Origin of the sequence: Psychrobacter sp. 4Bb (assembly GCF_002836735.1) — a bacterium.
Classification (GTDB): Bacteria; Pseudomonadota; Gammaproteobacteria; order Pseudomonadales; family Moraxellaceae; genus Psychrobacter.
In genome coordinates this window covers 19,634-43,238 of record NZ_PJAS01000056.1, presented here as the reverse complement: position 1 = coordinate 43,238, position 23,605 = coordinate 19,634, and the positions used below count along the sequence as shown (strand labels likewise).

Here is a 23,605-nt window from a genome sequence, read left to right as displayed (position 1 = left end):
CGGTTACTATTTCTGCTAGCTATTGTTTTTATTGATGAGACGCGTGCTTATGGTTTAAACGCGCTCACTATGAGCACTTCATAGGTTAAATTAACCACGAGCTGTCCTGTTTCATTCTTTTCTGAGAATTGCTGCCAATAGTCTGACTCAAATTGCTGTAGACGGGATTTTGTCCATATAAAGGTTTGAGTATCGTCTGATTGTATTTGCGTTTGATTGGTCGATACGCCAGTGAGTTTCATATGCTTCAAGATAGCGTAGGGGGTTGGAAATGGTAAATCAAAGCGCTTAATAGAAAGTTCGATATTCTCAAAGCCAGCACTATCTAATGCCAATTGCCATTCATTAATATCTGGGTAGTGAAGTCCTTGACCAGTGAGCGTCTTAATTTGCAAAAAGTTATTGGGCGTAAAAGTACTAAAGACCAGTTGTCCTCCAGGTTGTAGACGCTGCGCGGATTGCGTGACGAAACTCAACGGATTATCAAACCATTGCACGGCATTGGCACTAACTATCAAGCTATTATTTTCTGCTAAATCTATCGTTTCAGCATCACCAATCATTACGTTAGCAGTTGGCAGTATTGATTGCAATGTAGCAGTCTGCTCACTACATAACTCATTAATGATCCAGTGCTCGCTCTGTATATGCTCAGCGAGTAGGCGCGTCATTTGACCTGTACCTGCACCCACTTCTAACACACTGCTTTGCTTGGTATGAGCAATACTGTCTAATAAATACTGACAAACGGTCTGCTGGATACTGGCATGCTGGTCATAGTCACTTGCATTGGCAAAGTGGCGAGCGATGGTTTGTTTTCTAACACTGAGGTCATCAACTGTGTCGAATGTTGTCATAGGCTTTATTATATCCAAGTGCGCCAGTTATCTATCAATAGTGGAAATAAAGTTTGTGTCAAACGATAAAATTACAACTGCTGTATCAGTCGCGCACAGTCTTCGTTAGTCAGTTTGGCATTCATAACTAAACGAATGCGAGCAGTGTTTGCAGGCACAGTAGGCGGCCTGATAGGTAGCGCGTAAAATCCAGCGGCTTGCAACTTTTGCGCTTTGACAAGGGTACTCGCATTATCGCCTAATATATAAGGAACGATAGGGGATTCATAGTGTATATCTTCCAAGGTTGGCGATACACGGTGCCGTGGGTTAATGGCTTGGCTAAGCGTGGTAGATAACTGTGCTAGATGCGCACGTTGATCAGTTAAGGTCGGCATCTTTGCTAAAATAAATCGTGTCCATGCGTGATTGATAGGAGGAAGTGCAGTGCTAAAAATCAATGGACGCATGGCATTGATCAGCCATTGTTTGACGACCTCATCACACATTATATAAGCACCCATTGAAGCAAATGCCTTACCAAAGGTACCCACCAAATAGTCAATATCAGCCAAGGTATGCGTTTCTTCCGCCAATCCTAGACCTGTATCGCCAAGCACTCCAATAGCATGTGCTTCATCGACATACAGCTCAATACGAGCATCTTTGGATTTTAATTGTACTAGTTCAGGCAAGTCAGCACGGTCACCATCCATACTAAATATACTCTCGGTGACAATAATGATGCGTTCAACCGTCTCGTCTGCTTGTTCAATAAACTTGGCCAAATGTTCGTAATCGTTGTGACGGTAACGTCGATAGGTAACAAGTTTACTTTGGCTCAAGCGCATCCCATCGATAATGCTGGCATGTACTAGCTTGTCAGCCAGAATGAGTGTTTTGACTGGCAAAGTTGTTAATGCTGGCAAGATACCTAGGTTGGCGTGATAGCCACTATTTAAGACCAGCACCGACTTTGAATCGGCTAAACTCTGTTTTTCTATGGCGCTTTGATACCAATTTTGCAGTTCTTCTTCTAGGGCTTCTAACTGTATATCGTTGCCTGTCAGTAGGCGTGAGGAGGTGGCACTCATTTTAGGAGTGTGTGTAGTAGATAGCTGTCCCACTTGAGTAAGAAACTCAGCTTGCATCTCGGTATCGCCGCCTAAGCCAAGATAATCATTACTCGCAATATTAAGCAGAGCTTTACTATTGCTAATAACGTATCTTCCATCGTGCTGCAAGTTTGGTAATTGGCGGTACTGCTGCTTTGCTTTTAAGTCTGCAAGTGCAGTTTGTAAGCGCTCAGTGATAGAATTTTGCATTTTCTCTCTCTAATTATTGTTATATCAGCCATATTTAGCTAGCAAGAAAACTGTGAAATGAGTACGGATTATTGCATAAACTGGGTGGATGTAACAAAAGGTTTCATATCTAGGCCTTTGTAACCCGAGCACTGACAAATGCTTTCAAATCTTAACTCTCATACCATTAAACACTGACAGAGTGTCTGAAATAGTTTGTTACTATGTACCCATCGTTAGCAAACAAGGCGATACGGCCAAATGGTCAATACAACTAAATAACTTGTTTGTCCAAATTTACTTGAAGGAGCTAATAATGAAAACTCTACAAAAAACTATACTTGCACTAGCAACTGGTTCTTTACTTACTGTAGGTGCACAAGCTGCCGTTAATTATGGTAACGGCTATACAGGTCAACCGTATGTTGGTGCTAAGATTGGTCAGTTCGATAATGATGTAAGCGGCGACGATCCAACTGCGTATGGTGTGTATGCTGGTTATAACTTCGATCCTAATTTTGGTATGGAAGTTGAATATGTTGGTTCAGATGATGCTGATCTAGACAATAATGCTGGCGATTATGATACGAAAACTTATGGTGCGTACGGTACTTATCGTTACACGTTCCCAAATACTGCACTGTATGCCAAAGGTAAGCTTGGTATCGCTAAAACAGAGCTAGAAGCTGATTTTAACGACGGTAGCAGTGATTCAGTGAGTGATACTGGTATTGCTGGTGGCATCGGTCTTGGCTATGCGGTGAATCCTAACTTCAATGTTGAAACAGAATATGCCATGATGGATAGTGATGCAGATACTAAGCTGCTTACTGTTGGTGCTAACTTAAAGTTCTAATTATTTAGAAAACAAGCTTTTAGCAAACAGCTATAATAAAGAAACGATCACTTTAAGTGGTCGTTTTTTTATGCCTGTAAAAGATTTTTGCAACACATGTTTACTTTGGTAAATAAGTTGGTATGATACCTCCACTACTAATAACAAGTAGAAAATAGTTGAGTATCATTTGATATTAAACAAACTATTTGTTTATTGAATCCAAAGTTGAGAAAAGTATATGAAAAATCTACAAAAAGCTTTAATCGCAGTAATCGCTGGCTCAGTAATGACCATGAGCGCACAAGCAGCCATCTCTTATGGTGCTGGCCAATCATACGTTGGTATTAAAGCTGGTCAATTCATGGTAGATGCTGATGATTTAGATGATCCAACCGCATATGGCGTTTATGCTGGTTATAACTTCGATCCTAACTTTGGTGCTGAGATTGAGTATATAGGTTCTAATGACGCTGATGTTGATACAGGTAACAGTGGCATTGACGCTGAATTTGATCTAAAAACTTATGGTGCTTATGGTACTTACCGTTATGCATTCCCAAATACTGGCTTATATGCAAAAGGTAAACTAGGCTTTGCTAAAGCTGAGATTGAAGTTTCTGCTGAGGACTTTCTTGGAAACTCTGGAAGTGACAGCGATAGCGACAGTGGTGTAGCTGGCGGTATTGGCTTGGGTTATAACTTCAATCCTAATATGAGTGTTGAAGCTGAATATGACTATGTTGCTGAAGACCTTACGCTATTAACTCTTGGTGCACATTACAAATTCTAAGCTTTAATTTGTGTGGATGACTAAAAAACGATCACTTTAAGTGGTCGTTTTTTTTTGCTTAAAATATTATGCAGAAGCTTTTAGGACGGTAATTTATAAGTAGCTAATAAGTAATATATCATTATCGTTAAAGCGTTGTTATCCTTAAAAATGTGCTACATTAAAAACTGGAATGATAAAGATAGGAATGGTGGCAAGGATGGAGATACTTTGGATGATTGAACCTTGGCATTGGTTAGTATTAGGCTTCTTATTACTAATAGTCGAGATGTTTGTACCGACGTTTGCCAGTCTGTGGTTTGGTGCCGCTGCCATCATCGTAGCAGCGCTATCATGGCTGTTGCCTATTTCTGTTTCTGTTCAGATTATCGTCTGGTTAGTGCTCTCTGCTGTGTTTTTGCTAGCTTGGTTTAAGTTTATCAAACCGTTGTCAGTAGATCGTACCAAAGCTGGGCTAGGCGGTAGTATCATAGTCGGTGAGGTCGGAATGATTATCGTGTCACCGCAACTAGATAAAGCTGGCACAGTTAGATTTAGTGTTCCTATCGTTGGTGCGGCTGAATGGATGTGCCGTACGAGAGGGGAGCAGGTGGCAATCGGCGATAGAGTGGTAGTGACGGATATCGTGGGTAACGAGCTGATTGTGAGCAGTACAAAAGCGCAGGCAGCGATGCATAAAAGTATGCAGGTATAATAATAAGGGATGAGTTATGGAAAGCTTTAGTATTGTCATGGTGGTATTGATTGCACTGGTGGTATTCACCGTGTTTAAAGGCGTACGTATTGTACCGCAAGGTTATAAATGGGTGGTGCAGAGACTGGGTAAGTATAGCCAAACGCTAGAGCCTGGACTCAACCTCATCATCCCTTATGTAGATGATGTGGCTTATAAAGTAACGACTAAGGACATCGTACTCGATATTCCGTCACAAGAAGTCATTACTCGTGACAACGTTGTTATCATTGCAAACGCTGTCGCTTATATTAATATCGTGCGTCCTGATAAGGCAGTCTATGGTATCGAAGACTATGAGTACGGTATCCGTAATCTAGTACAAACGTCATTGCGCTCAATCATTGGTGAGATGGATCTTGATAGTGCATTGTCCAGTCGCGACGAGATCAAAACCAAGCTAAAACATGCGATTTCAGAAGACATCGCGGATTGGGGTATTACCCTTAAGACGGTAGAGATTCAAGATATTAATCCTTCGCAGACCATGCAAGCATCCATGGAAGAGCAGGCAGCGGCAGAGCGTTTACGCCGTGCAACTGTGACCCGTGCTGATGGTCAAAAACAAGCTGCTATCTTAGAAGCGGATGGTCGCTTGGAAGCCTCACGCCGTGATGCTGAAGCGCAAGTGGTACTAGCCAGAGGTTCTGAAGAGTCGATTCGCTTGATTACCAGTGCGATGGGCGAGGAAGAGATGCCGATCGTATACTTGCTGGGTGAGCAATATATCAAAGCGATACGAGAGTTGGCTGAATCTGATAACTCCAAAATGGTGGTATTACCAGCAGATATCTTAAGCACTGTAAAAGGTATGGTCGGTGATAAATTAAAAGTGTAAAAAGTCATAGCAATATTAAAAAAAGACCTCGCTTGAGGTCTTTTTTATGTGTATTAATTGGACTAAAGTTTCGCTAGCTTAGATAACTTTTGAAAAGCGGTTTTGATGTTTCTTGTCCAAGTATTCATCAAATACCATAGCGACGTTACGGCCAAGCAAGCGACCTCTGGGTAAGACGCGAATACCTGCTGCATCCATATCTATCAATCTGTCGTCTTGCATAGCGCCCAACTGCTGAATCTCACTAATAAAATAGGTGATGGCATCGATACCAAATTTTTGATTCACATCTTTAAAATCGAGATAGTCATGACATAGTAAGTTCATGATGACATATTCACGCAAGCGGTCTTTGATAGAGGTTTTTATATACTTGACCGCAGGCATGACAGTCGGATTGATTTTCGTCATATCAATCTTGGCTTGATAGTTCTGTAGATCAGTATCGTTCTGCAAAATATAGCGCGTATTGGCATTAGAAACCTGACTGATTGATGAGACACCAAAGCCTAATAAGTCACAATCACCCATGATGGTGTAACCCTGAAAGTTACGATGTAATTTACCTTCGCGCTGGGCGATAGCCAACTCGTCATCAGGTTTGGCAAAATGATCGATACCGATATATTGATAGCCGGCTTCGGTCAATGTATTGACAGTACTGCCGAGCATCGTCAGTTTGGTAGCTGGGCTTGGCAAGTCTTCATCTTTTATCTGACGCTGAGCTTTAAATCGCTCAGGCAAATGCGCATAGTTAAAGACCGACAGGCGATCTGGCGACATCTCGATGATACGATTTACGGTTTTGTCCAACGTATCAGGTGTTTGATGCGGCAAACCATAAATCAAATCAATATTGATAGAGCGAAAACCAAGCTCACGTGCTTCTATTAGCACGCTTTCAATAAGCTCTGCTGAATGCACACGATTAACGGCAATTTGCACGGTTTCATCCAAGTCCTGCACACCTAAGCTAATACGGTTGAAACCGAGATTACGCAATATTTTTAGGGTGTTTTTACTCAGCTCGCGAGGGTCAATCTCGATAGAGTAGTCACCTTCATCTTCTGGCAAAAACTCAAACTGAGTCTGTAAAAACTCCCATAACTGCACCATCTCTTCGTCACGCAAAAACGTTGGCGTACCACCGCCCAAATGTAGCTGTTTGACTAAGGGTTTATCGCTGCCTTCTGGCGTAGATAACAAGCGGCGCTTATGAGTAATTTCAGCAATCAAATACTGTAAGTAATCGCCAGAATCACTATTTTTTTTGGTGATAATCTTATTACAAGCACAGTAGTAGCAAAGGTGGCGACAGAACGGAATATGAAAATATAGCGACAAAGGAGCGCGCGCTTCACGATTCTGCAGGATTTTTGTCTCAAGACCGATAGCCTCAAAGCTATCCGGTATTGGCGCGAACTCTAGAGCAGTTGGATAAGAGGTATAACGCGGTCCCGAGCGATTGTACTTATTGATGATTGCCTCATCAAATGCTGGTAGCTGCTTGCTAGTAATACTGCCGCGTGTACTGGCATAAGGGTTGTCAGGCTGCATAACAGGGCGCACAGTCGTGGGCGGCTCGTCCGCACGGTTGTAGGGCTGCTGAGGGTTCTGTTCTGAATAGTCTGTCATGCGATATTCCTCGTTTTTACTCTAGATACTGCTGGTTTTTATATTATCAATGATTTCGGATTTGGCGTTTATTTTTTGCTTTTAAGATTGATTGATAACACGGCTTGAATATATCATCGGCAGCAGTATGTATCGCTAAATGTATAGTAGATAGTATAACAAATCCTTGTTAGCAGTGGGGTGGTCGGTGAGTATTCTTAAATATTAGAATAGAGCTATCATTTACACATAAAAAACCTCAGAACGACGCTGAGGTTTTGATGATTCTCTCTACACCAGCAATAAAACACGACGTTTGCGCGTTGATAAATAATACTTTATTATCAATGATACTCTGTATTAGGAAGATGCTGATGTCGTTTGCCCAAGTCTATACCCGTTCGGTGGTTGGTCTGCATGCTCCCAAGGTCATCATTGAAGTGCATCTATCGCAAGGACTGCCTGCATTGACCATCGTTGGGCTACCTGAGGCCGCCGTGCGTGAGAGTAAAGATAGGGTACGCTCCGCCATTCTCAATTCAGGTTTCCAGTTTCCTAATCGCCGCCTCACGATTAATTTAGCCCCTGCTGATCTACCTAAAGATGGCGCGCGTTTAGACTTACCAATTGCTATCGGTATACTGGCAGCAAGCGGACAGCTTGAGCCAGAGGTGCTATCAGGATTTGAGTTTATTGGCGAGTTGGCGCTAAATGGTCAGCTACGACAAGTAACTGGTAGTTTGGCAGTCGCACGAGCAATCAAAGCTGAGAAGTTGGCATTAGCATTGTCGCAGTTAGCAGCGAGTGACCAAGAGCAAAATAACTCGGATACCTCGCCGCCGATAACACCGCAACTGATCGTACCGATTGATAATGGTCGTGAGGCCAGCCGCGTTGATGGCGTAACGATACTAGCTGCTCAGAGTCTAAAAGCGGTTTGTGACCATCTACAGTCGCTCGTTGACCCAAGTGCAAGCTATGAGAGTTTAGCCGTGGTACAGCCAAGTCCTGCACAGCAGCATGTTGGCTATCAAGTGGATTTAGCTGATGTCAAAGGACAGCACCATGCTCGGCGCGCGTTAGAGATTGCCGCTGCGGGTGGTCATTCATTGTTATTTACAGGCCCACCAGGTTCTGGAAAGACGCTCATGGCATCACGATTGCCAACGATATTGCCAGACTTGAGTGATGAGGATGCACTAGAGGTTGCCAGTACGTATTCGGTGGCAGACAGCGACTACAACTATGGGACGCGGCCGTTCAGACAAGTGCATCACACAATATCAGCAGTAGCACTAGTCGGTGGTGGTTCACGGCCAAAACCGGGCGAGATTACGCTAGCTAATAAAGGCGTATTGTTTTTAGATGAATTGCCGGAGTTTGATCGAAGCGTGCTGGAAGTATTGCGTCAGCCGCTAGAAGCCAAACAAATCACGATTAGTCGCGCTAACTCTCAAATGACTTTTCCGGCGAATTTTCAACTGGTCGCTGCGATGAACCCTTGCCCATGTGGCTATGATGGCGATACATCAGGACGTTGTCGCTGTCGACCTGAGCAGATAAAACGCTATCAAGACAAATTATCTGGGCCTCTCTTAGATCGTATTGATTTGCATATCACCGTACCTGCGTTACCGATTGCCGATCTACAAAACAGTCAGGTAGGCGAAACCTCCAAGCAAGTACGGGCTCGCGTAGTGGTCGCGCATCAGCATCAAATGCAGCGCCAGAAAAAGGTTAATAATGAGCTTAGCCCTAGCGAAATCGATGAATATATCCAGCTAGGCGACAATGAAAAGCAGTTATTGCAACTTGCTCAGCAGCGCTTGAATCTGTCCGCGCGTGGCTACCACCGAGTATTACGGGTGGCTCGTACAATCGCGGATTTGGCTAACAGTACCGACATCAACAGCGCCCACGTATCTGAGGCGCTGAGTTATCGCAGCAAAGCGTAACCTCTGTTTGAGCAAGTTACACTATGATGATTTGATAGGTTCTTTATAGACTAAAATCTATCTTTCATAATCCAAGCAACCAAGTCAGCAAAGTGATCAAATGCCTCAGTCGGATTTAATTCGCGAATATCTTGCCCATAGTTATAACCATAAGACAGGCCGAGCGTGTCCATATTGGCGTTCTGTCCAGCCAACATATCGTTCCTAGAGTCCCCAATCATCACTGACTGCTCGACACTAAAGTTGAGAGTCTCACAGACGTGTAGTAGGGGCGTTGGGTCTGGTTTTTTGACAGCTAAACTATCACCGCCCATCACTTCACTAAACAAATCTTGCCAGCCAAACGACTGCAATATCTTCGGTACAAATCGAATGGGTTTATTAGTGACTAAAGCAAGCGTATAGCCAGCTGCATGCAACCTTTTGAGTCCGTCATCGACATCTGGATAGGCAACGGTTTTACTACCACTAAGATTCTTATAAGCCTCAAAAAATATTTGCTCTGCATGATCGGCTTCCTCAACCGTTAGCTCACCTTCTGCTACTTCCACTTTACCAACCAACGCGCGCTCTACGAGCAGGCGTGAGCCATTTCCTATCCAGTTACGTATCGTCTCGATAGGGTAGGTGTCTTTGCCTAATGTGGTTAGCATGGTGTTGGTGGCGTCGGCCAAATCAGGTACGCTATCAATGAGCGTTCCATCAAAATCAAAAATTAAAAGCTGCTTGTTCATTGTTCCTCACTATTGAAAATCGTTATATTTATTATGTTGGCCATACCTTAGCACAGTAGCGTTTTGAGACCAGTCAATTTAGTTATCTGTTGTGCTTAATATCTTGAGTATTAGCATCTATTCGACATCTTTATAGCGTTCACGATGCTCTTTTTTCATTCTTAAATAATCCTCGTTCTCACGGCATTCGTCCCATTTAGCTTTAAAAATCCGTGCGGATGCTGCTTTGACAGGGTCTTCCTCTTGTCGTGGCAATTCTTCGCGGCCATGGGCGCCGCTTTGACCTTTTTTATCATCAGGTACCGCGCCTTTATATTTTTTGCCACCTTTGTGATTGGCGTAGCGACGAGCGCGGGTATAGCCCATTTGTATAAACTTACGCGCCATATCTGCACCGACGAAATCATCGTCAGCCAAGTAATCTAAAAACATCTGATAGATAACTTCACTACTCTCGCGGGCGATGTCAGGAGTCGCAAAGCGCCAATGGGGTAAAATCTCAGACTTATAAGGTTCTACCAGTAATACGCCTTGCTCACCGCGACCGACACGGTACAACTCAGGCTGAGCGCGCAAATCCAAACTCTTATAGTCCAAGTCGTAATCAAACTCTCTCATATCTATGACCTATTATTTTTATCTACTCGTATATGGTTATTGAGTATACTTAGCCAAGCTGTTTAGAAAAAAGCACAAAAATGTTATGCAACCGTGACAGTAGGTATTTAGCATCAAAAGCGGTGAGTTAAAATGGTTATGGTAAAGTCAACTGTGAGACGTATGAAGGCTATGAGTATGACGAATACAATGCTACGAAAAATGTTATGTTGAGAAATAAGATAAGTGTAAATGAGCTGAGCCGCTTGCGATTGCCCAAAAATATACTGGTGGCATGGGTATTGTTAACGACAAGCATACTAGCCAATACAACTGCCCATAGCGCTTGGTTTGAACGTTTGATTCCGCAAGGGGAGACTTATACAGTACGCGAGATAGATCGCGATTTGGCATTTGTGATAGATGGCTTTATCTATGATGCACGCACGTATTGTTTTTTAGCAGTAGGCGACCGAGTGATATTTTTTGAGGGGCGTCACGGTATTGATTACCGCGCAACTGTATACGACTTGGATTCGCGTGAGCGCTGTAATTTACTACTGCGTGGTCGGTTGTACGAATAGTGTTCGGCTCTACAAATAAGAGCAACACATGAATAAAAGCGACGCATAAATAGAATGAACGCTAAAGAATACGGTAAAATTTAAACATAAAAAAAGCCCCGAACATCGCTGTTCAGGGCTTTTTAGAATTCTATTAACGAATGGTGGCTCGAGGCAGGATCGAACTGCCGACACACGGATTTTCAATCCGTTGCTCTACCTACTGAGCTATCGAGCCGTCTTCGTTGAGGCGCTATTAAACTAAATATAGGCTCAGCTGTCAAGCAATTTTTGCATTTTATCGAATAAAAGGCGATAAATAATTAGATATTGGCAAAATTAACCGTTTTAGCACTCGATTTAGTCCTTCACACGCAATAGTTCGTACTCGCTCATGATACGGTGAATATCGGCGTCCGCGGGGACAAATTCACGTACGCCTTTTCTAACTTCGCAATCATAGACCAGTTTAATAAACTTGGCATCGATAGCACGTTTACGATTCTCTGGATGCACAGTGAGATATTGCAGGCGCTTGGCATTGGTTTGCCCATCATCAAAACAGGCGACCGCAGCGATAGGCTTATCATTGAACATCCCGACATAGAGGTACTGTCCACGCTTAAACCCTTGCTCAACGATATTTAATACCTCGAGACCGTCAGGCTGTGCATCATCACTATCGTACAACGCTTGCAAGCGCTCTGCTAGCTCGTTGTCGCGAGCAGGTTTTTTGATAAGTGGCGCATCCAAACTATTAATGGCGATCGCTTCTAAAGGCATAGCAGTTCCTATAAATAGAGGGTTTCTATAGTATAAATTAGCAATATGAGACAGCACGATGTCATAGCGTGTAGTGCCGTAAGTAAGGGTCTTCAAAGTTGGTGCGAGTCATGATTGATAATACTGAACACACTATTTTAGCAGAATGAGGTGATTTTGTGCGTGGTTTACCGCTTGGTCGTGGCAGTAAATGTTAGGGTTTGCTATGATGAGGCTATATAATATTTAGTATGTATAAACCCTAATATGTTGATATCTTTTGTATATATCATTTTCTAATACATTTTTTGCTAAGGTCTGACCCAGACACTAGTAAAATATTTTGGGCAGGTTTTTGCCTTATTTATTGACCGCTTTTCACTGATAAAAAACTGATAGAGAGTAGCCATGACAGCCAATGCAACGACGACTGCTGCCACACCTGAGCAAACTGAGTCAAAAAACGTAAATCTATATGGTCGCCCTGAACGTATCGCGACCGTTGAGCGTATCACTGCCGAAACGCAAATCACCTGTACCGTTAATTTAGATGGTACAGGTAAAGGCACGGTAGACACTGGTGTGCCATTTTTGGATCATATGATTGATCAAATTAAGCGTCACGGTTTGTTTGACTTAGATATCAAATGTACCGGTGATACGTTTATTGATGACCATCATAGCGTTGAAGACACTGGTATTACCCTTGGCCAAGCGTTCAATAAAGCATTGAGTGACAAGAAAGGCATTCGTCGTTATGGGCATTTCTATGCGCCGCTAGATGAGTCATTGACCCGTGCTGTCGTCGATCTGTCAGGGCGTCCTGGTTTGCATATGGACATTCCTTTTACACGTTCGCACGTCGGCCGTTTCGATGTGGATTTATTCAGTGAGTTCTTTTACGGATTCGTCAATCACTCATGGATGACGGTGCACTTGGACAACCTAAAAGGCAAAAACAGCCATCATCAGATCGAATCAACCTTTAAAGCCTTTGCTCGTGCGTTACGTATGGCCTGTGAGTACGATGAGCGTGCGTTGAACACCTTGCCATCGACCAAAGAGGCTTTCTAAGGCGCATTTAAGGCTCTTCTACAAGGTTACTCAAAAGGGCCAGTCAAGCGTGGCATACTGGTTGTACAGCCTGCGCTTGACTTCCTTGTAGCAAAACCTTATCTACACCTTAGTAATAGCCAACAATATAAATGGTCAACAATATAAATAGTACAGTAGTCAAAATATTTAAAAATGAGAACCAATCGATGACTAAAGTAGCACTATTAGATTACGGTATGGGCAACCTGCATTCTGCTAGCAAAGCCCTATCGGTAGTCGGGGCAGATGTCTCTATCACCAATGATCCAAAAGTCGTTGCGGCGGCTGATAAAATTGTCTTCCCTGGTGTGGGTGCGATGCGTGATTGTATCGCTGGCATGCATGAAGCAGGCATTGATGAGGTCATACGCCATGCAGTGTTTAACAAGCCCGTTATGGCCATCTGTGTGGGCATGCAGGCGTTGTTTGAGCAGTCAGCTGAAAATGGTGGCACGGACTGCCTAGGCATCTTAAACGGCACTGTAGAAGCGTTTGACCCTACGTGGAAAGACAAGCAGGGCGCAACGATAAAAGTACCGCATATGGGCTGGAATACCATTAGCGGTATGGATTTTGACCATCCGCTATGGCACGGTATCGAAGACAATGCGCACTTTTACTTTGTGCATAGTTATTACTGTGATCCTGCTGATAGCTCACAAGTAGCGGCGGTATGTGACTATGGTCAACCGTTCTGCGCCAGTGTGATCCAAGACAATCTATTTGCCACCCAATTCCATCCAGAAAAGAGCCATACTGCTGGCTTGCAACTGCTCAAAAACTTTGTAGAGTGGAATGTGTAAGTAGGCGATAAACGTGAAGTGAATATTTAATTTAGTAGAAGGTAGATTATCAATTGTATAATCTGCCTTTTTTATGCTCAGCCATCACTTTATAGCTGCTATTCTTCAGCTATTATAGTTTAGCCATCATGGTTTAGTGATACGCTCAGTTATTTTCTACTTGCTTATATTTGGAATATCTCAGTGGATTTTACTGCCTTTAAAATGAATGTTGTGGAAACAACTGGCCTTGCCAAAGATGCCTTACATATCTATGTCGGCGTCGGTGTTTATCTGCTGTGTCTGGTTGCGCTGCGTCCTATTATCAAAAGCCAAGGTATTCGGTCATTTATCGCTCTGATCGTCGTGACTTGCATTGCGCTGTTGGGTGAGTATTTGGACAATCGAGATACGATTGAATCACTTGGCTTGGTAAGCTTAAGCCGTGAACAGATTACCGCGAGCATCCGTGATTTGATTAATACCTGTATGTTGTCTTATGTGCTCTTTGCACTGAATAAGTGGACGACTATATTTCGACCAACCAATAAATCGACTTCATTGACCAAGCGCCATAAAAAAACGGACTATTAATTAGTCCGTTTTTTCGTTTTGCTATTTAAATTTATAATTCTAGCAGCTCATCTTATTTTTTGGCTTCATCATACAGCTCACGTACGACTTCACCAATGGCTTGAATACCATCAGTCAGTGTCTGCTCGTCAGCCGCGATACTCATACGGATACATTCGTGCGCATGCTGATAATCGCTGACATCGACACCGGGGAAGAAGTACTCACTTGGCACAATAAGCGTGCCTTTCTCTTTTAGGCGCTCGTATAGATCCAGCGTGCTAATCGGCAAGTCTTTAAACCATAACCATAAAAATATCGCGCCTTCAGGCTTATGAATGACCAAAGGATAATCGCCCAAGGCTTCTTTTAATAGCTTCACCGCGAGTGTCGCCTGCTTTTGATAAAACGGCTTGATGTCGTTATCAGATAATTGCTTAATACGATCGTTTTCTACCAATGGCGTGGCAATCGCTGCACCAAAGCGTGTCGGTGCTAGATTGACCACGGCATTCATCGCACTGACCGCTTCGATTACTTTGGCATCGGCCACGATAATACCAGTACGCATACCAGGCAAACCAATCTTTGACAGGCTAAAGCAAAGAATCGTATTGTTATCCCAATTCAGGTGCGCGTCAGAGTAGATGATATTGGGGAAGGGCATGCCGTAGGCGTTATCGATAATCAGCGGTATGTCATAGCGTTTGGCAATCTCAGCCAAATGCGCCATTTCGTCATCAGTCAGCACGTTACCAGTTGGATTGGTCGGGCGTGAGCAGCAAATCGCGCCGATACGACCTTCTTTTAGTGCGGACAAGTTCTCTAACGCGTCAAAATCCACACGATATTTAAAGAAACCTTCCTCGCCATCATGCGTCACTTCATCGATATGCGGTAATACCGCGGTGAAATGCTGACCTTCCACATGCACATCGCTATAGCCAATATACTCAGGGGTCAATGGCAGTAGAATGGACTTGTCGATAGACTCGCTATTCTCATCTTGACTATTTTCATCAACGAACGCACCGCCAAACAGATTAAACAGATAGAAAAACGCATTCTGTGAGCCATTGGTCAGGGCAATGTTTTCTGAAGTAAGATTCCAATCATAATGACGGTTAAAGAAGCCAACCAACGCATCAATAAAGGCGGCATCACCTTGCGGATTAGAGTAGTTCGCCATGCTAATAATCGCGCTACTGTTGGGTACGCCTGCGTCGTTATCAACGCCCAGCGCCTTATAGGTCTCCAAAAACAACTCATTGACAGCATCAATTTTGGCAGGATTACCACCGCCCAGCATGTTGACTGGCTGATCGCTTTTTAGCGCGTCGCCCAAATCGTCCATCAATTGTGAAATGCCAGTGGGCTGGGTAAATTTTTGACCGAACTTTGAGAATTTCATAAGGCTACCATGCTGTTTGGGAGGGTGTTATAAGTGGGTATTTAACCGATAAAGTGGGGCTAGTATAGCAAATGGTGGGGGTAAGGTAAGCACGCAGTAGTGTTGATATTGTCTTATCTGTTTGTACGTCAAGTAAATAAAAAACGCCCGCTAAATGAATAGGGGCGCAAAATTTCCAAATCTTAATTGTGAATGTAACGAAATATAAATTTAAACAAAAGTTTGCTAGGTAGATCTGGTTAAAAGTAACAAATGTTTGGACCAATAAAACAGTCTATAATAGTTATGAGTACTACGTTTGAAGAAACTTACTTTTGTACAGTCGTTTGAGAGTATAAAAAATTTACTAAGAAATCTGGTTTTTTTAGTTCAAAACTTCCCGATGCATAACCAGCTAATAGTGTAACAATCATACCTATAACAAAAGCTACTAATATATCCCATAATCTATCTTTAAAAGTCTTGGTTTTTCTAACCTTTTTAATAGAACTCACTTTGCTTGCTACAAATAAATCCAAAAATTTATTTAAAGCCTCAATAGATTGATACCACAGAATAATTGTGTCTTCAGGGTTTACACCTGTGTTCGTTACTTCTGCTCTTCGAGCTTTTTTAGCAAATTCTTCAGATTCTTTGAGTAATTTATAACAACCATCCATTGTAGAATTATGTCCAAGTTGCATCAAGTCTGCATCACTAGAAAAGTCTTTAGCTCTTTTACGTAGTTCAATCCATATCAATTTTGCGCAGTCTAAAGACGCCCTAACTAGATGACCGTGTGCCTTGTCATAGTTCTTTGTAGCTGTCTCAAGACAAGTAGTGGTTTTAGCAACAACTAAATGGCTTAAGCATGCTTGCAGTTCGAATGATACTTGCTCGCTTTTCTCTCCAATGGTTGCAACTAAATCAGCGTATAAGTACTTAAATGTTTCATTATAAAATTTGTAGACTTCATCTTCATTAGTCACTGTCATTAATCTAACACTCTATAAAAACGTACTCGTCAAGCGCATCATTAATATCACTAGTAGTCATTTTTTTATAATCAAAAACATTCCCTCTTGCAGGAACAAGACTATTCTCGGATTTAGTAAATGGTATCACTTCTAAATTCTTAGTACTTCTTACTTTCTCTTCGATTTCTAGAATAGAAAGATTTTCAGCACTTGAATTTACTAGTTTTCTAAAAATATCTCCTATCATAGAAACCTCTAATTTTTAATGGTCGGATATTATACTCATATTATGATAATGAGCACAGCTTTATTTCTAAGGTATCGTAACTGTAATATTAAGGATTAACAAGGAGTTAATGTATATAGATAGTAATAACTAACCTCTATATTAGAAAAAATCATTATCAGAATATAAATTTTAGTGATGTATAAGATATTGATTTATAAAAGATAAATAAGATGAAAGGCATGAAAAACTATGTCATCACCTGAATAGGATAGAATAAATGCTTGCATTTATTCTATCCTATTCAGGTGATGACAAGATATAGAAATATGTAAAATATTGTAATATTTAATCTACATTTAAATACAATAATACACGAGATATTGGTTACATGCACTAAACATATTTTCGTTACAACAAAATCTTCAACATCAACTCACTAAATCATCGCCCTTACTCTTGCCATAATTCCGCGCCCAATCACCAATCTCACATAAATAATAGCAATGGCAAACAGCAACACGATTAATGCTGCACCGCCAATCGCCAAGCTCGTCCACGGCACACTAAATTGTAGATTAAACCATTGCGTGATTGCTGCCCATGCGCCAACGCTGGCGATCACAACGGCAAAGGTCGCCGCACTAATACCAAGCACACCCAGCTCTAAGATATTGAGCATATACAAGTCCCGCTTTTGCATACCGAGCAGTCTAAATGACGCGCTGTCTTTCATGCGATCTTGTGAGGTAGACAGTAGCGAGCTGATCAGCACCATGACGCCAGTGAGTAGGGCAAGTAAGGTAAACACATAGACCAAGCGGCTCATTTGTACCACCAACTCTTGGATTTGCTTGGCGATAGCAGTGCCATCAATCGTAGTGACAGCAGGGAACTCGCGTACCAGCTTGCCTTGCAGTTCTGGAATGGCATCTTCTGATACGTGGGCAGTAGCAAACTGAATCTGCGGGGCGGCGGACAGCACCGACGGCTCAAACAAGAAGTAAAAATACGGACTTGGGCCACGCTCATAGCGCGTGCGAATACTGGTAATCTGCCCGATGATTTCGATACCTTGAATGTTAAAACGTACCTGATCACCCATACCGACATTGAGCATACCTGCGGCAGTGTCCAAGATAGATAAAGGTTTGATTTGCTCATTTGTCGCATCGATAGGGGTATATAGCGCATCATCTGTGAGCGATTCAGTGATGTATTCTGTCTCCATGACCGTATCTGCATAGCTCAAGTTAAAGACACGCGTGGGATCATCAAACCCATCAGCAGGCTCGATATCTTTTGCCGCCACATCATTTGCCGTTTCCACACGGGCACGAATGACGGGATAATAAGTGACAGGCGCTCCAATGATTGCATCAATATCGTCATGCTGATCGCTCTGCACATCGAGCAAAAACAGATTAGGCGCGTCTTCAGGATAAGCATTGATAAACTGCGCATTGATACTGTGATTGAGTGTGGTGATAAGCGTCAGCACCGCCACCGATAGTGATAAGGTGACAAAGAATAACGCTGATTGGTTGCCTTTACGCGCCAGATTATGAATGGAGATACGCTGCATCCAACTGACCTTGGTATTACTTGCCAACTTGTTGAGCAGCCAGAGCCACCCACGTGCCAATAGCCAAAATATCGCCACAAAGCCAATCAAGCCGCCCAATAACTGTGCGCCTAATGACAGCGAACCCACTTCATAAGCAAAGAAAGCATACAGCCCTGCCAGCACCAAGCCATACCATAGTAACGGTACGCGTCGATACCAAGGCAAGCTTTGTGTTTGCGTGCTCGCCCCTTGATTGAGTAGGGTAGCGGGTTTGGTCGTGTTAAGTGCGCTTAGACCACGCTGCGCAATCAGTAGCGTCAGGGCTAAAGCAATCACAATGGTTTTAATCGCACTGATTGGATTGATGGCTAGACCAACGTCGGCAGGCAATATAGCGACCAGATACGGCTGACCAATTTTGAGTAAGCCCAGACTAAGGGTAACCGCTGCGATACAAGCAATGACAGTCGTGACGATAAGTAGCTGATAGTAGCTACGCTTGAGTGAGCCAAGTGGCTCGCCGAGCGCCAAGCGAATCGCGTTATTGGACTGCTGCTTGCTGACAAACGCACTAATGACGCCGTACATGGCGACCGCAGATAGTAGTAACACCGCGATGACTAGCAGTTTTAAAAACATCAGCACATTATCAGAGATACGCGAAACCGAGGTATCTGCGGACTCAGCATCAGATAGCTCGATATCAGGATAATTGGTCAGGATCTCTGTAAGCTGCTCACGCTGCGTGGTTATCAGCTCTGGATCGCCTGCCATCTCGATACGATAGTTTATGCGGCTACGTTGACCGAGTAGATTGGTCGCCTCTAAGGCATCTTGTTTCATCAACACACGCCCACCGAAACCAAAGGTGGTCAGCGGACGGTCAGGCTCTTTGGTTAGTACATCACTAATCGTGAACTGCGCATCGCCAATGGTGATACGGTCGCCGACATCGGCCTGTAGACTACTGAGCACTTCTGGTGCGACGATCACACTGTCAGATGTTAGCTGATCCCACAGTGGCTGTCCTGAGGCAAGCTCCGCTGTGCCGTATAGGGGATACGACGGCGAGACGGCTTTGACGCTGGCAAGCAGTGTTTGCTCATCATTGACCAGCATGGCGCTAAATTGATAGTCATACACGATCTGTGTATTAGGGATAGTTTCTACCTGTGACAATACTTCGCTTGGCCAGTCTTGCTTACTGTTTAGGATTAGATCCCCACCAACGAGTGCGCGCTGATTGTCATTGATGTAGCTATCGACAGACTGCTGCACCGAGTCGAGAGTCAGGTAAGTTGCAAGTGATAAGGTCAAGGTCATTAGAAACAACACGGGATACACCCAGCGCTGCCACCAGCTACGGCTGAGTGCTTGCGAGCCTAGAGTTTGAAAACCTAGAGTACGGGTAAATAGTTGACTAAGAATGCCGCTAGGATAACTGGACTCTTGATGCATACTGGTAGCAGTCTTTTTTGTATCAGGCAATTTGTTGTCTGTGGGCTTACTATTCATTAAGATACAATCCAGTTATTCATGTAGGTACAATGCGGCCGTCATGCATAGTGATGACGCGATCTGCCATCTCGGCAAGTGCAGGATCGTGAGTCACGACCACCAGTGCTGAGCCAACCTGTTGGCGTAAGTCCAATAGCAGCTGCATAACTTGATCGGCATTTTGCTCATCTAAATTGCCCGTTGGCTCATCAGCAAACACAATCTTTGGGTGCGATACTAGCGCACGTGCTACTGCTGTACGCTGCTGCTCACCACCTGATAATTGATTGGGTAAGCTGTTACGTCTATGACCTAAGTCGACCGCATCTATCAGCTCGTCTATCCGTGCTGGATTTGGACGTCTGGCAATATCAAGTGGAAAGGCAATATTTTCAGCGACGGTCAGTGTGGGCAATAGGTGAAACGACTGAAAGACAAAGCCCATATCCTGCTGACGTATGACGGCTAGCGCATCTTCGTCAAGACTGCTAAGCATTTGACCTGCCAGCGATACCGTACCGCTATCGGGATAGTCTAATGCTGCGAGTAAGCCTAACAAAGTAGATTTACCCGAACCTGATTTACCCATGATGACAACAAACTCGCCCGCATTGACATAAATATCTACGTCTTTGATGATGGACAGCTTTTGCTCACCGACTTGTACGGTTTTATTTAACTGTGAGGCGGTCAGTAGTGCTTGTGTCTTAGCGTCTGCTTGTGGCGTTGCTGTGGCAGTCGAAGATGATGATGTCATTACAGTGTCTCGTTAAGTAGTCTCGTTTGTCTTATTTTTTGTCGTATTGTCTTGAGCAGTTGCAGCTGTGTTATCGGTATCGGCTGTTTTTAACTCTTGTAGTTCTTCTAGCTTCGGCTCTAGAATAGGCAAGATATTGTTATTAACGATAATCTCGTAGCCTTCTTTGGTCGGATGAATCGCATCCGCTTGGTTGAGCTCTCGGTCACCGCCAACGCCTTCTAAGAAAAACGGAATAAGTGTCAGGTTCATGTCTTTAGCAACACGAGGATAAATGTCTGAGAATGCCGCGACGTATTCACTGCCTAGATTGTCATAGATCGACATACCGCCTAAGATGACGACACTACCATTGTCTTGCAGGTGCTTAACCGCAGTACGAATATTGGCTTCAATGGTCGCTACATCGATACCGCGTATCGCATCGTTAGCACCGATAGTCAAGATAGTGATGTCGGGTTTGGTTTGCGATACCCAGTCCAATCGATTGACCAATCCAGTACTGGTTTCACCGCTTAGACCTGAGTTGATAACCTTGGCATTAGCGTAGCCCATCTCTTGTAGACGATCTTCTAACTGAGCAGGATAGTTGTCGTCTTTGTCTACTCCCAGACCTTCTGTCAGGGAGTCACCAAGCGCTAAAATAGTAAGTGATGAGGATTTGACCTGTTGATCAGTTGTTGCTGCGGTTTCAGCTGCTACTGGAGCAGTGCTGGCTTGACTGTTAGTCGCTTCAGTACTGGTACTCTGCGTATCATCAGCAGATGTCGTTTCAGCTTCTTTTTGACAGCCACTGATAGCCATTACAACCGCGAGCATAGCGATAGCAGGAAAGCGCTGAGCAAAACGTGAGGGAAATTTCATCATGGGTGTTATGTCCTATATGCAATCAAACCAGTGTATAGTCAAATCCTATCTAAACCAGATACAGTATCAGTCGGATAAATCGTCAGGCTCGTTCAGTCTACGATTGGTAGTGCTTTTACTCGTCTTCCTTTTATCCAGATTACATTGAGTATCCAGCTTATATTAAGTATCTAAATTATATTGAACTGACTATAGCAAAATAAGACAGTGACCTATATTGCCCTAAGGTTAATTTAAGGCCGCTTTATTGCGCGTTAGCAATCATAGCCTTGTAGACCACAAAAACTGATAGAAATGAAAGCTGATAGCAATCAAATATATTTGCCATCGACCATCACTGGACGACTAACAAGCCAAGCAATCACGACGTTGACAATCATCAGTATCAACATAATAAAAAGTGGCACACTCCAGCTACCAGTCATTTCATGCAGCCAGCCTGTGCCCAATGGGCCAAAAAACGCAATGACATAACCCACTGCTTGAGCCATACCAGACAGCTCACTGGCTTGATTGGTCGTATAAGTACGCATCGAGAACAGCATCATGCTTAAGGTGAAAATCGCCGAACAGCCCATGCCCATCATGCCTGACCATAGCCATGCCAAATCAGTCGATAGATAGCTGACGCCCAATATACCAACGACATTTAATACAGCAGCAAATACTGCCAATGCTTGAATAGGGCGGCCACGATTGACTAGCCAAGTTAAACTTAATATAGAAACCGGTGCCATAAACTGAAATACAGAACCCATTTGTCCAGCACTGACGGCAGATAGTCCCTTACTGACCCAAATCGATGGTAAAAAACTGGCAACGGTGTAAAACAATAATGACTGTAATCCCATAAAAATAGCAATCTGCCAAGCAAAGGTGGTGCGCCACATAGAGATATCAGAAGAACCTAACGCCGCAGGGATAACCGCTTGATGGTTGGATGAACCCAAACGTACACGTAAGAACAGCCAGATAACAAAGGCAAAAACACCTAGTATTGTCCAACCGCCTAATGCCCACTGCCAACCTACTTGCTCAGATAACGGTAATACGACGCCTGCAACGATACCTGCTGCTGTGGTCATCGTTAAACTAAACAACCCTGTAATCAGCGGAATATGTTGCGGGGTACGCTGCTTAATAACAGGTGCTGCCAAAGTATTAGCAAAGCCGATAGCGAGGGTAAGCAATAAAGTACCAATTAAAAACCCACTCCATGTCGGGATGGCAGTACGGATAATCATCCCTACCGTCAATAGCCCAATCATGGCAATCAGTGTATTCTCTAGCCCGAATCGCTTACCAATGGTTGGGGAAATCAGTGCACCAACGGCAAAGCTCAACATAGGCACTGCTCCTAGCCAGCCTATCTGAAACTCAGAGATATCAAGCGCGTCCTTTACCACTGGGGCGATAGAACCTAGCGCGACGATAGGTGCACGCATATTGGTTGCTAGCAGAATCATGGCACACAGAACCAACCAAAAGGTAAAGCGTGAGGAGGGCAGGCTGGATGAAGTAGATAGATTAGACGAGGTAGACATAGCAGCACAACGATGACAGCGAAAAAGAACACGTTATTAAACAGCGCCAAAAAACTGCGGCTTATAAAATAACACCAGAGAGCATTTACCCAGACACGTACCTAAACGGTAATCGATATCGTAAGTTAGACCGAAAAATATATGTAGCGCGTAAGACATACATTCGCTTAACTGACTTTGCTAAATTGGCAGGCAGCTTAGTCAAAATGTATGTGTGGTTACTTCGAGTTACGGCTATAGAACAGTGATAATAAGAGATGGCGATAATTAGTAATCTTAAATAAATAGTCTTATCGCACAATAAAAATAGCGCCAAGTCACTTTTGAATGACTTGACGCTATTATAAGAACATATGTCAGGTAAATGCTACCAGCGTATGGTAACCAATAGGCTATTAAACCGATTTACCCAATTGAGCAGCTCTCAATGCATTCTCTTGCTGTTCAGCGATTAGTGAATCGCACTTATTGGGATCATTACCACAAAACGAGCAATTTTCATCGCCCATCAATTTGGCAACACCGCCACAAGATCCTCTAAGCGGCTTTTTTTTGACCATATAACCGATGCCCATAAAAATGAAGAATAGGACAAATACGGTGAAAGTAATGGCAAGCATAGGAAGCAGTTGGCTAAGCATAGAGGAAACCTCATTTTAAAAAATAGGGCAGTTATTAGTGGTGTTACCTAAGTTTATGGCAGCTAAGCACCGTTAATAACAACTGTATAATAGTATAGCAAATTTTAGTGCGGCTCGTTGAGCGT

Annotated in this window: 23 protein-coding genes and 1 tRNA gene; 9 read left to right on the top strand and 15 right to left on the bottom strand. The window is 43.4% G+C overall.

Annotated features, from left to right (window positions below; genetic code table 11):
- Positions 1-47: 47 nt before the first annotated feature.
- Positions 48-857 (bottom strand): methyltransferase domain-containing protein, encoded by an 810-nt coding sequence (locus CXF60_RS05325; protein ID WP_102091086.1) that lies wholly within the window; start codon positions 855-857, stop codon positions 48-50.
- A 71-nt stretch (positions 858-928) separates the two neighbouring features.
- The gene (locus CXF60_RS05320; protein ID WP_102091085.1) at positions 929-2,161 is read right to left on the bottom strand and encodes an 8-amino-7-oxononanoate synthase; all 1,233 of its coding nucleotides are present in this window, start codon (positions 2,159-2,161) and stop codon (positions 929-931) included.
- 295 nt (positions 2,162-2,456) lie between these two features.
- Here CXF60_RS05320 and CXF60_RS05315 point away from each other — a divergent pair, with 295 nt between their 5' ends.
- The 4 genes from CXF60_RS05315 to CXF60_RS05300 all read left to right on the top strand — a co-directional run bounded on the left by CXF60_RS05315 (position 2,457) and on the right by CXF60_RS05300 (position 5,339).
- Entirely contained in the window at positions 2,457-2,996 is a 540-nt protein-coding gene (locus CXF60_RS05315; RefSeq protein ID WP_102078619.1) for a porin family protein, read from the top strand.
- A 220-nt stretch (positions 2,997-3,216) separates the two neighbouring features.
- Positions 3,217-3,768 carry a porin family protein gene (locus CXF60_RS05310; protein ID WP_102083169.1) on the top strand — a complete coding sequence of 184 codons (552 nt, stop codon included), beginning with the start codon at positions 3,217-3,219 and terminating at the stop codon, positions 3,766-3,768.
- Between the two features lie 214 nt (positions 3,769-3,982).
- Positions 3,983-4,462 (top strand): NfeD family protein, encoded by a 480-nt coding sequence (locus tag CXF60_RS05305; protein WP_102091084.1) that lies wholly within the window; start codon positions 3,983-3,985, stop codon positions 4,460-4,462.
- 16 nt (positions 4,463-4,478) lie between these two features.
- Positions 4,479-5,339 (top strand): SPFH domain-containing protein, encoded by an 861-nt coding sequence (locus CXF60_RS05300; protein ID WP_057762202.1) that lies wholly within the window; start codon positions 4,479-4,481, stop codon positions 5,337-5,339.
- A gap of 78 nt (positions 5,340-5,417) precedes the next feature.
- On the opposite strand, the gene hemN is transcribed toward CXF60_RS05300, so the two are convergent.
- Entirely contained in the window at positions 5,418-6,896 is a 1,479-nt protein-coding gene (gene hemN, locus CXF60_RS05295; RefSeq protein ID WP_416376867.1) for an oxygen-independent coproporphyrinogen III oxidase, read from the bottom strand.
- A 431-nt stretch (positions 6,897-7,327) separates the two neighbouring features.
- Between hemN and CXF60_RS05290 the strand changes: the two genes are divergently transcribed.
- A complete protein-coding gene (locus tag CXF60_RS05290; RefSeq protein WP_102091082.1) occupies positions 7,328-8,908 on the top strand; it encodes a YifB family Mg chelatase-like AAA ATPase in 1,581 nt (526 codons plus the stop codon).
- Positions 8,909-8,958: 50 nt separating this feature from the next.
- Here the strand turns inward: CXF60_RS05290 and CXF60_RS05285 are convergent, their stop codons facing one another.
- Positions 8,959-9,642, bottom strand: a complete 684-nt coding sequence (locus CXF60_RS05285) for a phosphoglycolate phosphatase (RefSeq protein ID WP_102091081.1) — start codon at positions 9,640-9,642, stop codon at positions 8,959-8,961.
- A gap of 117 nt (positions 9,643-9,759) precedes the next feature.
- Positions 9,760-10,260, bottom strand: coding sequence for a DUF4385 domain-containing protein (locus CXF60_RS05280; protein ID WP_102091080.1), 501 nt, complete (start codon positions 10,258-10,260; stop codon positions 9,760-9,762).
- A gap of 206 nt (positions 10,261-10,466) precedes the next feature.
- On the opposite strand from CXF60_RS05280, the gene CXF60_RS05275 reads away from it, so the two are divergent.
- Positions 10,467-10,823: a hypothetical protein gene (locus CXF60_RS05275; protein WP_102091079.1), complete on the top strand. Its 357-nt coding sequence runs from the start codon at positions 10,467-10,469 to the stop codon at positions 10,821-10,823.
- Positions 10,824-10,964: 141 nt separating this feature from the next.
- Here the strand turns inward: CXF60_RS05275 and CXF60_RS05270 are convergent.
- Positions 10,965-11,040: transfer RNA gene (locus tag CXF60_RS05270), tRNA-Phe, on the bottom strand.
- Positions 11,041-11,162: 122 nt separating this feature from the next.
- Positions 11,163-11,585, bottom strand: coding sequence for a hypothetical protein (locus CXF60_RS05265; RefSeq protein ID WP_102091078.1), 423 nt, complete (start codon positions 11,583-11,585; stop codon positions 11,163-11,165).
- Positions 11,586-11,972: 387 nt separating this feature from the next.
- On the opposite strand from CXF60_RS05265, the gene hisB reads away from it, so the two are divergent.
- From hisB to CXF60_RS05250, 3 genes are all read left to right on the top strand, one after another.
- The gene (hisB, locus tag CXF60_RS05260; protein WP_218870054.1) at positions 11,973-12,638 is read left to right on the top strand and encodes an imidazoleglycerol-phosphate dehydratase HisB; all 666 of its coding nucleotides are present in this window, start codon (positions 11,973-11,975) and stop codon (positions 12,636-12,638) included.
- Positions 12,639-12,826: 188 nt separating this feature from the next.
- Positions 12,827-13,462 carry an imidazole glycerol phosphate synthase subunit HisH gene (hisH, locus tag CXF60_RS05255; protein ID WP_102091077.1) on the top strand — a complete coding sequence of 212 codons (636 nt, stop codon included), beginning with the start codon at positions 12,827-12,829 and terminating at the stop codon, positions 13,460-13,462.
- 204 nt (positions 13,463-13,666) lie between these two features.
- Positions 13,667-14,035, top strand: coding sequence for a hypothetical protein (locus CXF60_RS05250; protein ID WP_228707049.1), 369 nt, complete (start codon positions 13,667-13,669; stop codon positions 14,033-14,035).
- Between the two features lie 52 nt (positions 14,036-14,087).
- Here the strand turns inward: CXF60_RS05250 and CXF60_RS05245 are convergent, their stop codons facing one another.
- From CXF60_RS05245 to nqrM, 8 genes are all read right to left on the bottom strand, one after another.
- Complete coding sequence (locus tag CXF60_RS05245; RefSeq protein ID WP_102091075.1) at positions 14,088-15,425, bottom strand: valine--pyruvate transaminase; 1,338 nt, start codon at positions 15,423-15,425, stop codon at positions 14,088-14,090.
- 308 nt (positions 15,426-15,733) lie between these two features.
- Positions 15,734-16,399 carry a hypothetical protein gene (locus tag CXF60_RS05240; protein ID WP_102091074.1) on the bottom strand — a complete coding sequence of 222 codons (666 nt, stop codon included), beginning with the start codon at positions 16,397-16,399 and terminating at the stop codon, positions 15,734-15,736.
- 4 nt (positions 16,400-16,403) lie between these two features.
- Entirely contained in the window at positions 16,404-16,628 is a 225-nt protein-coding gene (locus tag CXF60_RS05235; RefSeq protein ID WP_102091073.1) for a hypothetical protein, read from the bottom strand.
- 418 nt (positions 16,629-17,046) lie between these two features.
- A complete protein-coding gene (locus tag CXF60_RS05230) occupies positions 17,047-19,689 on the bottom strand; it encodes an ABC transporter permease (protein WP_102091072.1) in 2,643 nt (880 codons plus the stop codon).
- Positions 19,690-19,708: 19 nt separating this feature from the next.
- On the bottom strand, positions 19,709-20,428 hold the full coding sequence (locus tag CXF60_RS05225) for an ABC transporter ATP-binding protein (protein ID WP_102091071.1): 720 nt from the start codon (positions 20,426-20,428) through the stop codon (positions 19,709-19,711).
- A gap of 12 nt (positions 20,429-20,440) precedes the next feature.
- The gene (locus CXF60_RS05220) at positions 20,441-21,295 is read right to left on the bottom strand and encodes an arylesterase (protein WP_102091070.1); all 855 of its coding nucleotides are present in this window, start codon (positions 21,293-21,295) and stop codon (positions 20,441-20,443) included.
- Between the two features lie 311 nt (positions 21,296-21,606).
- Positions 21,607-22,839 (bottom strand): MFS transporter, encoded by a 1,233-nt coding sequence (locus CXF60_RS05215; protein ID WP_102091069.1) that lies wholly within the window; start codon positions 22,837-22,839, stop codon positions 21,607-21,609.
- 395 nt (positions 22,840-23,234) lie between these two features.
- Positions 23,235-23,480 carry a (Na+)-NQR maturation NqrM gene (gene nqrM, locus CXF60_RS05210; RefSeq protein ID WP_102091068.1) on the bottom strand — a complete coding sequence of 82 codons (246 nt, stop codon included), beginning with the start codon at positions 23,478-23,480 and terminating at the stop codon, positions 23,235-23,237.
- Positions 23,481-23,605: the final 125 nt, after the last annotated feature.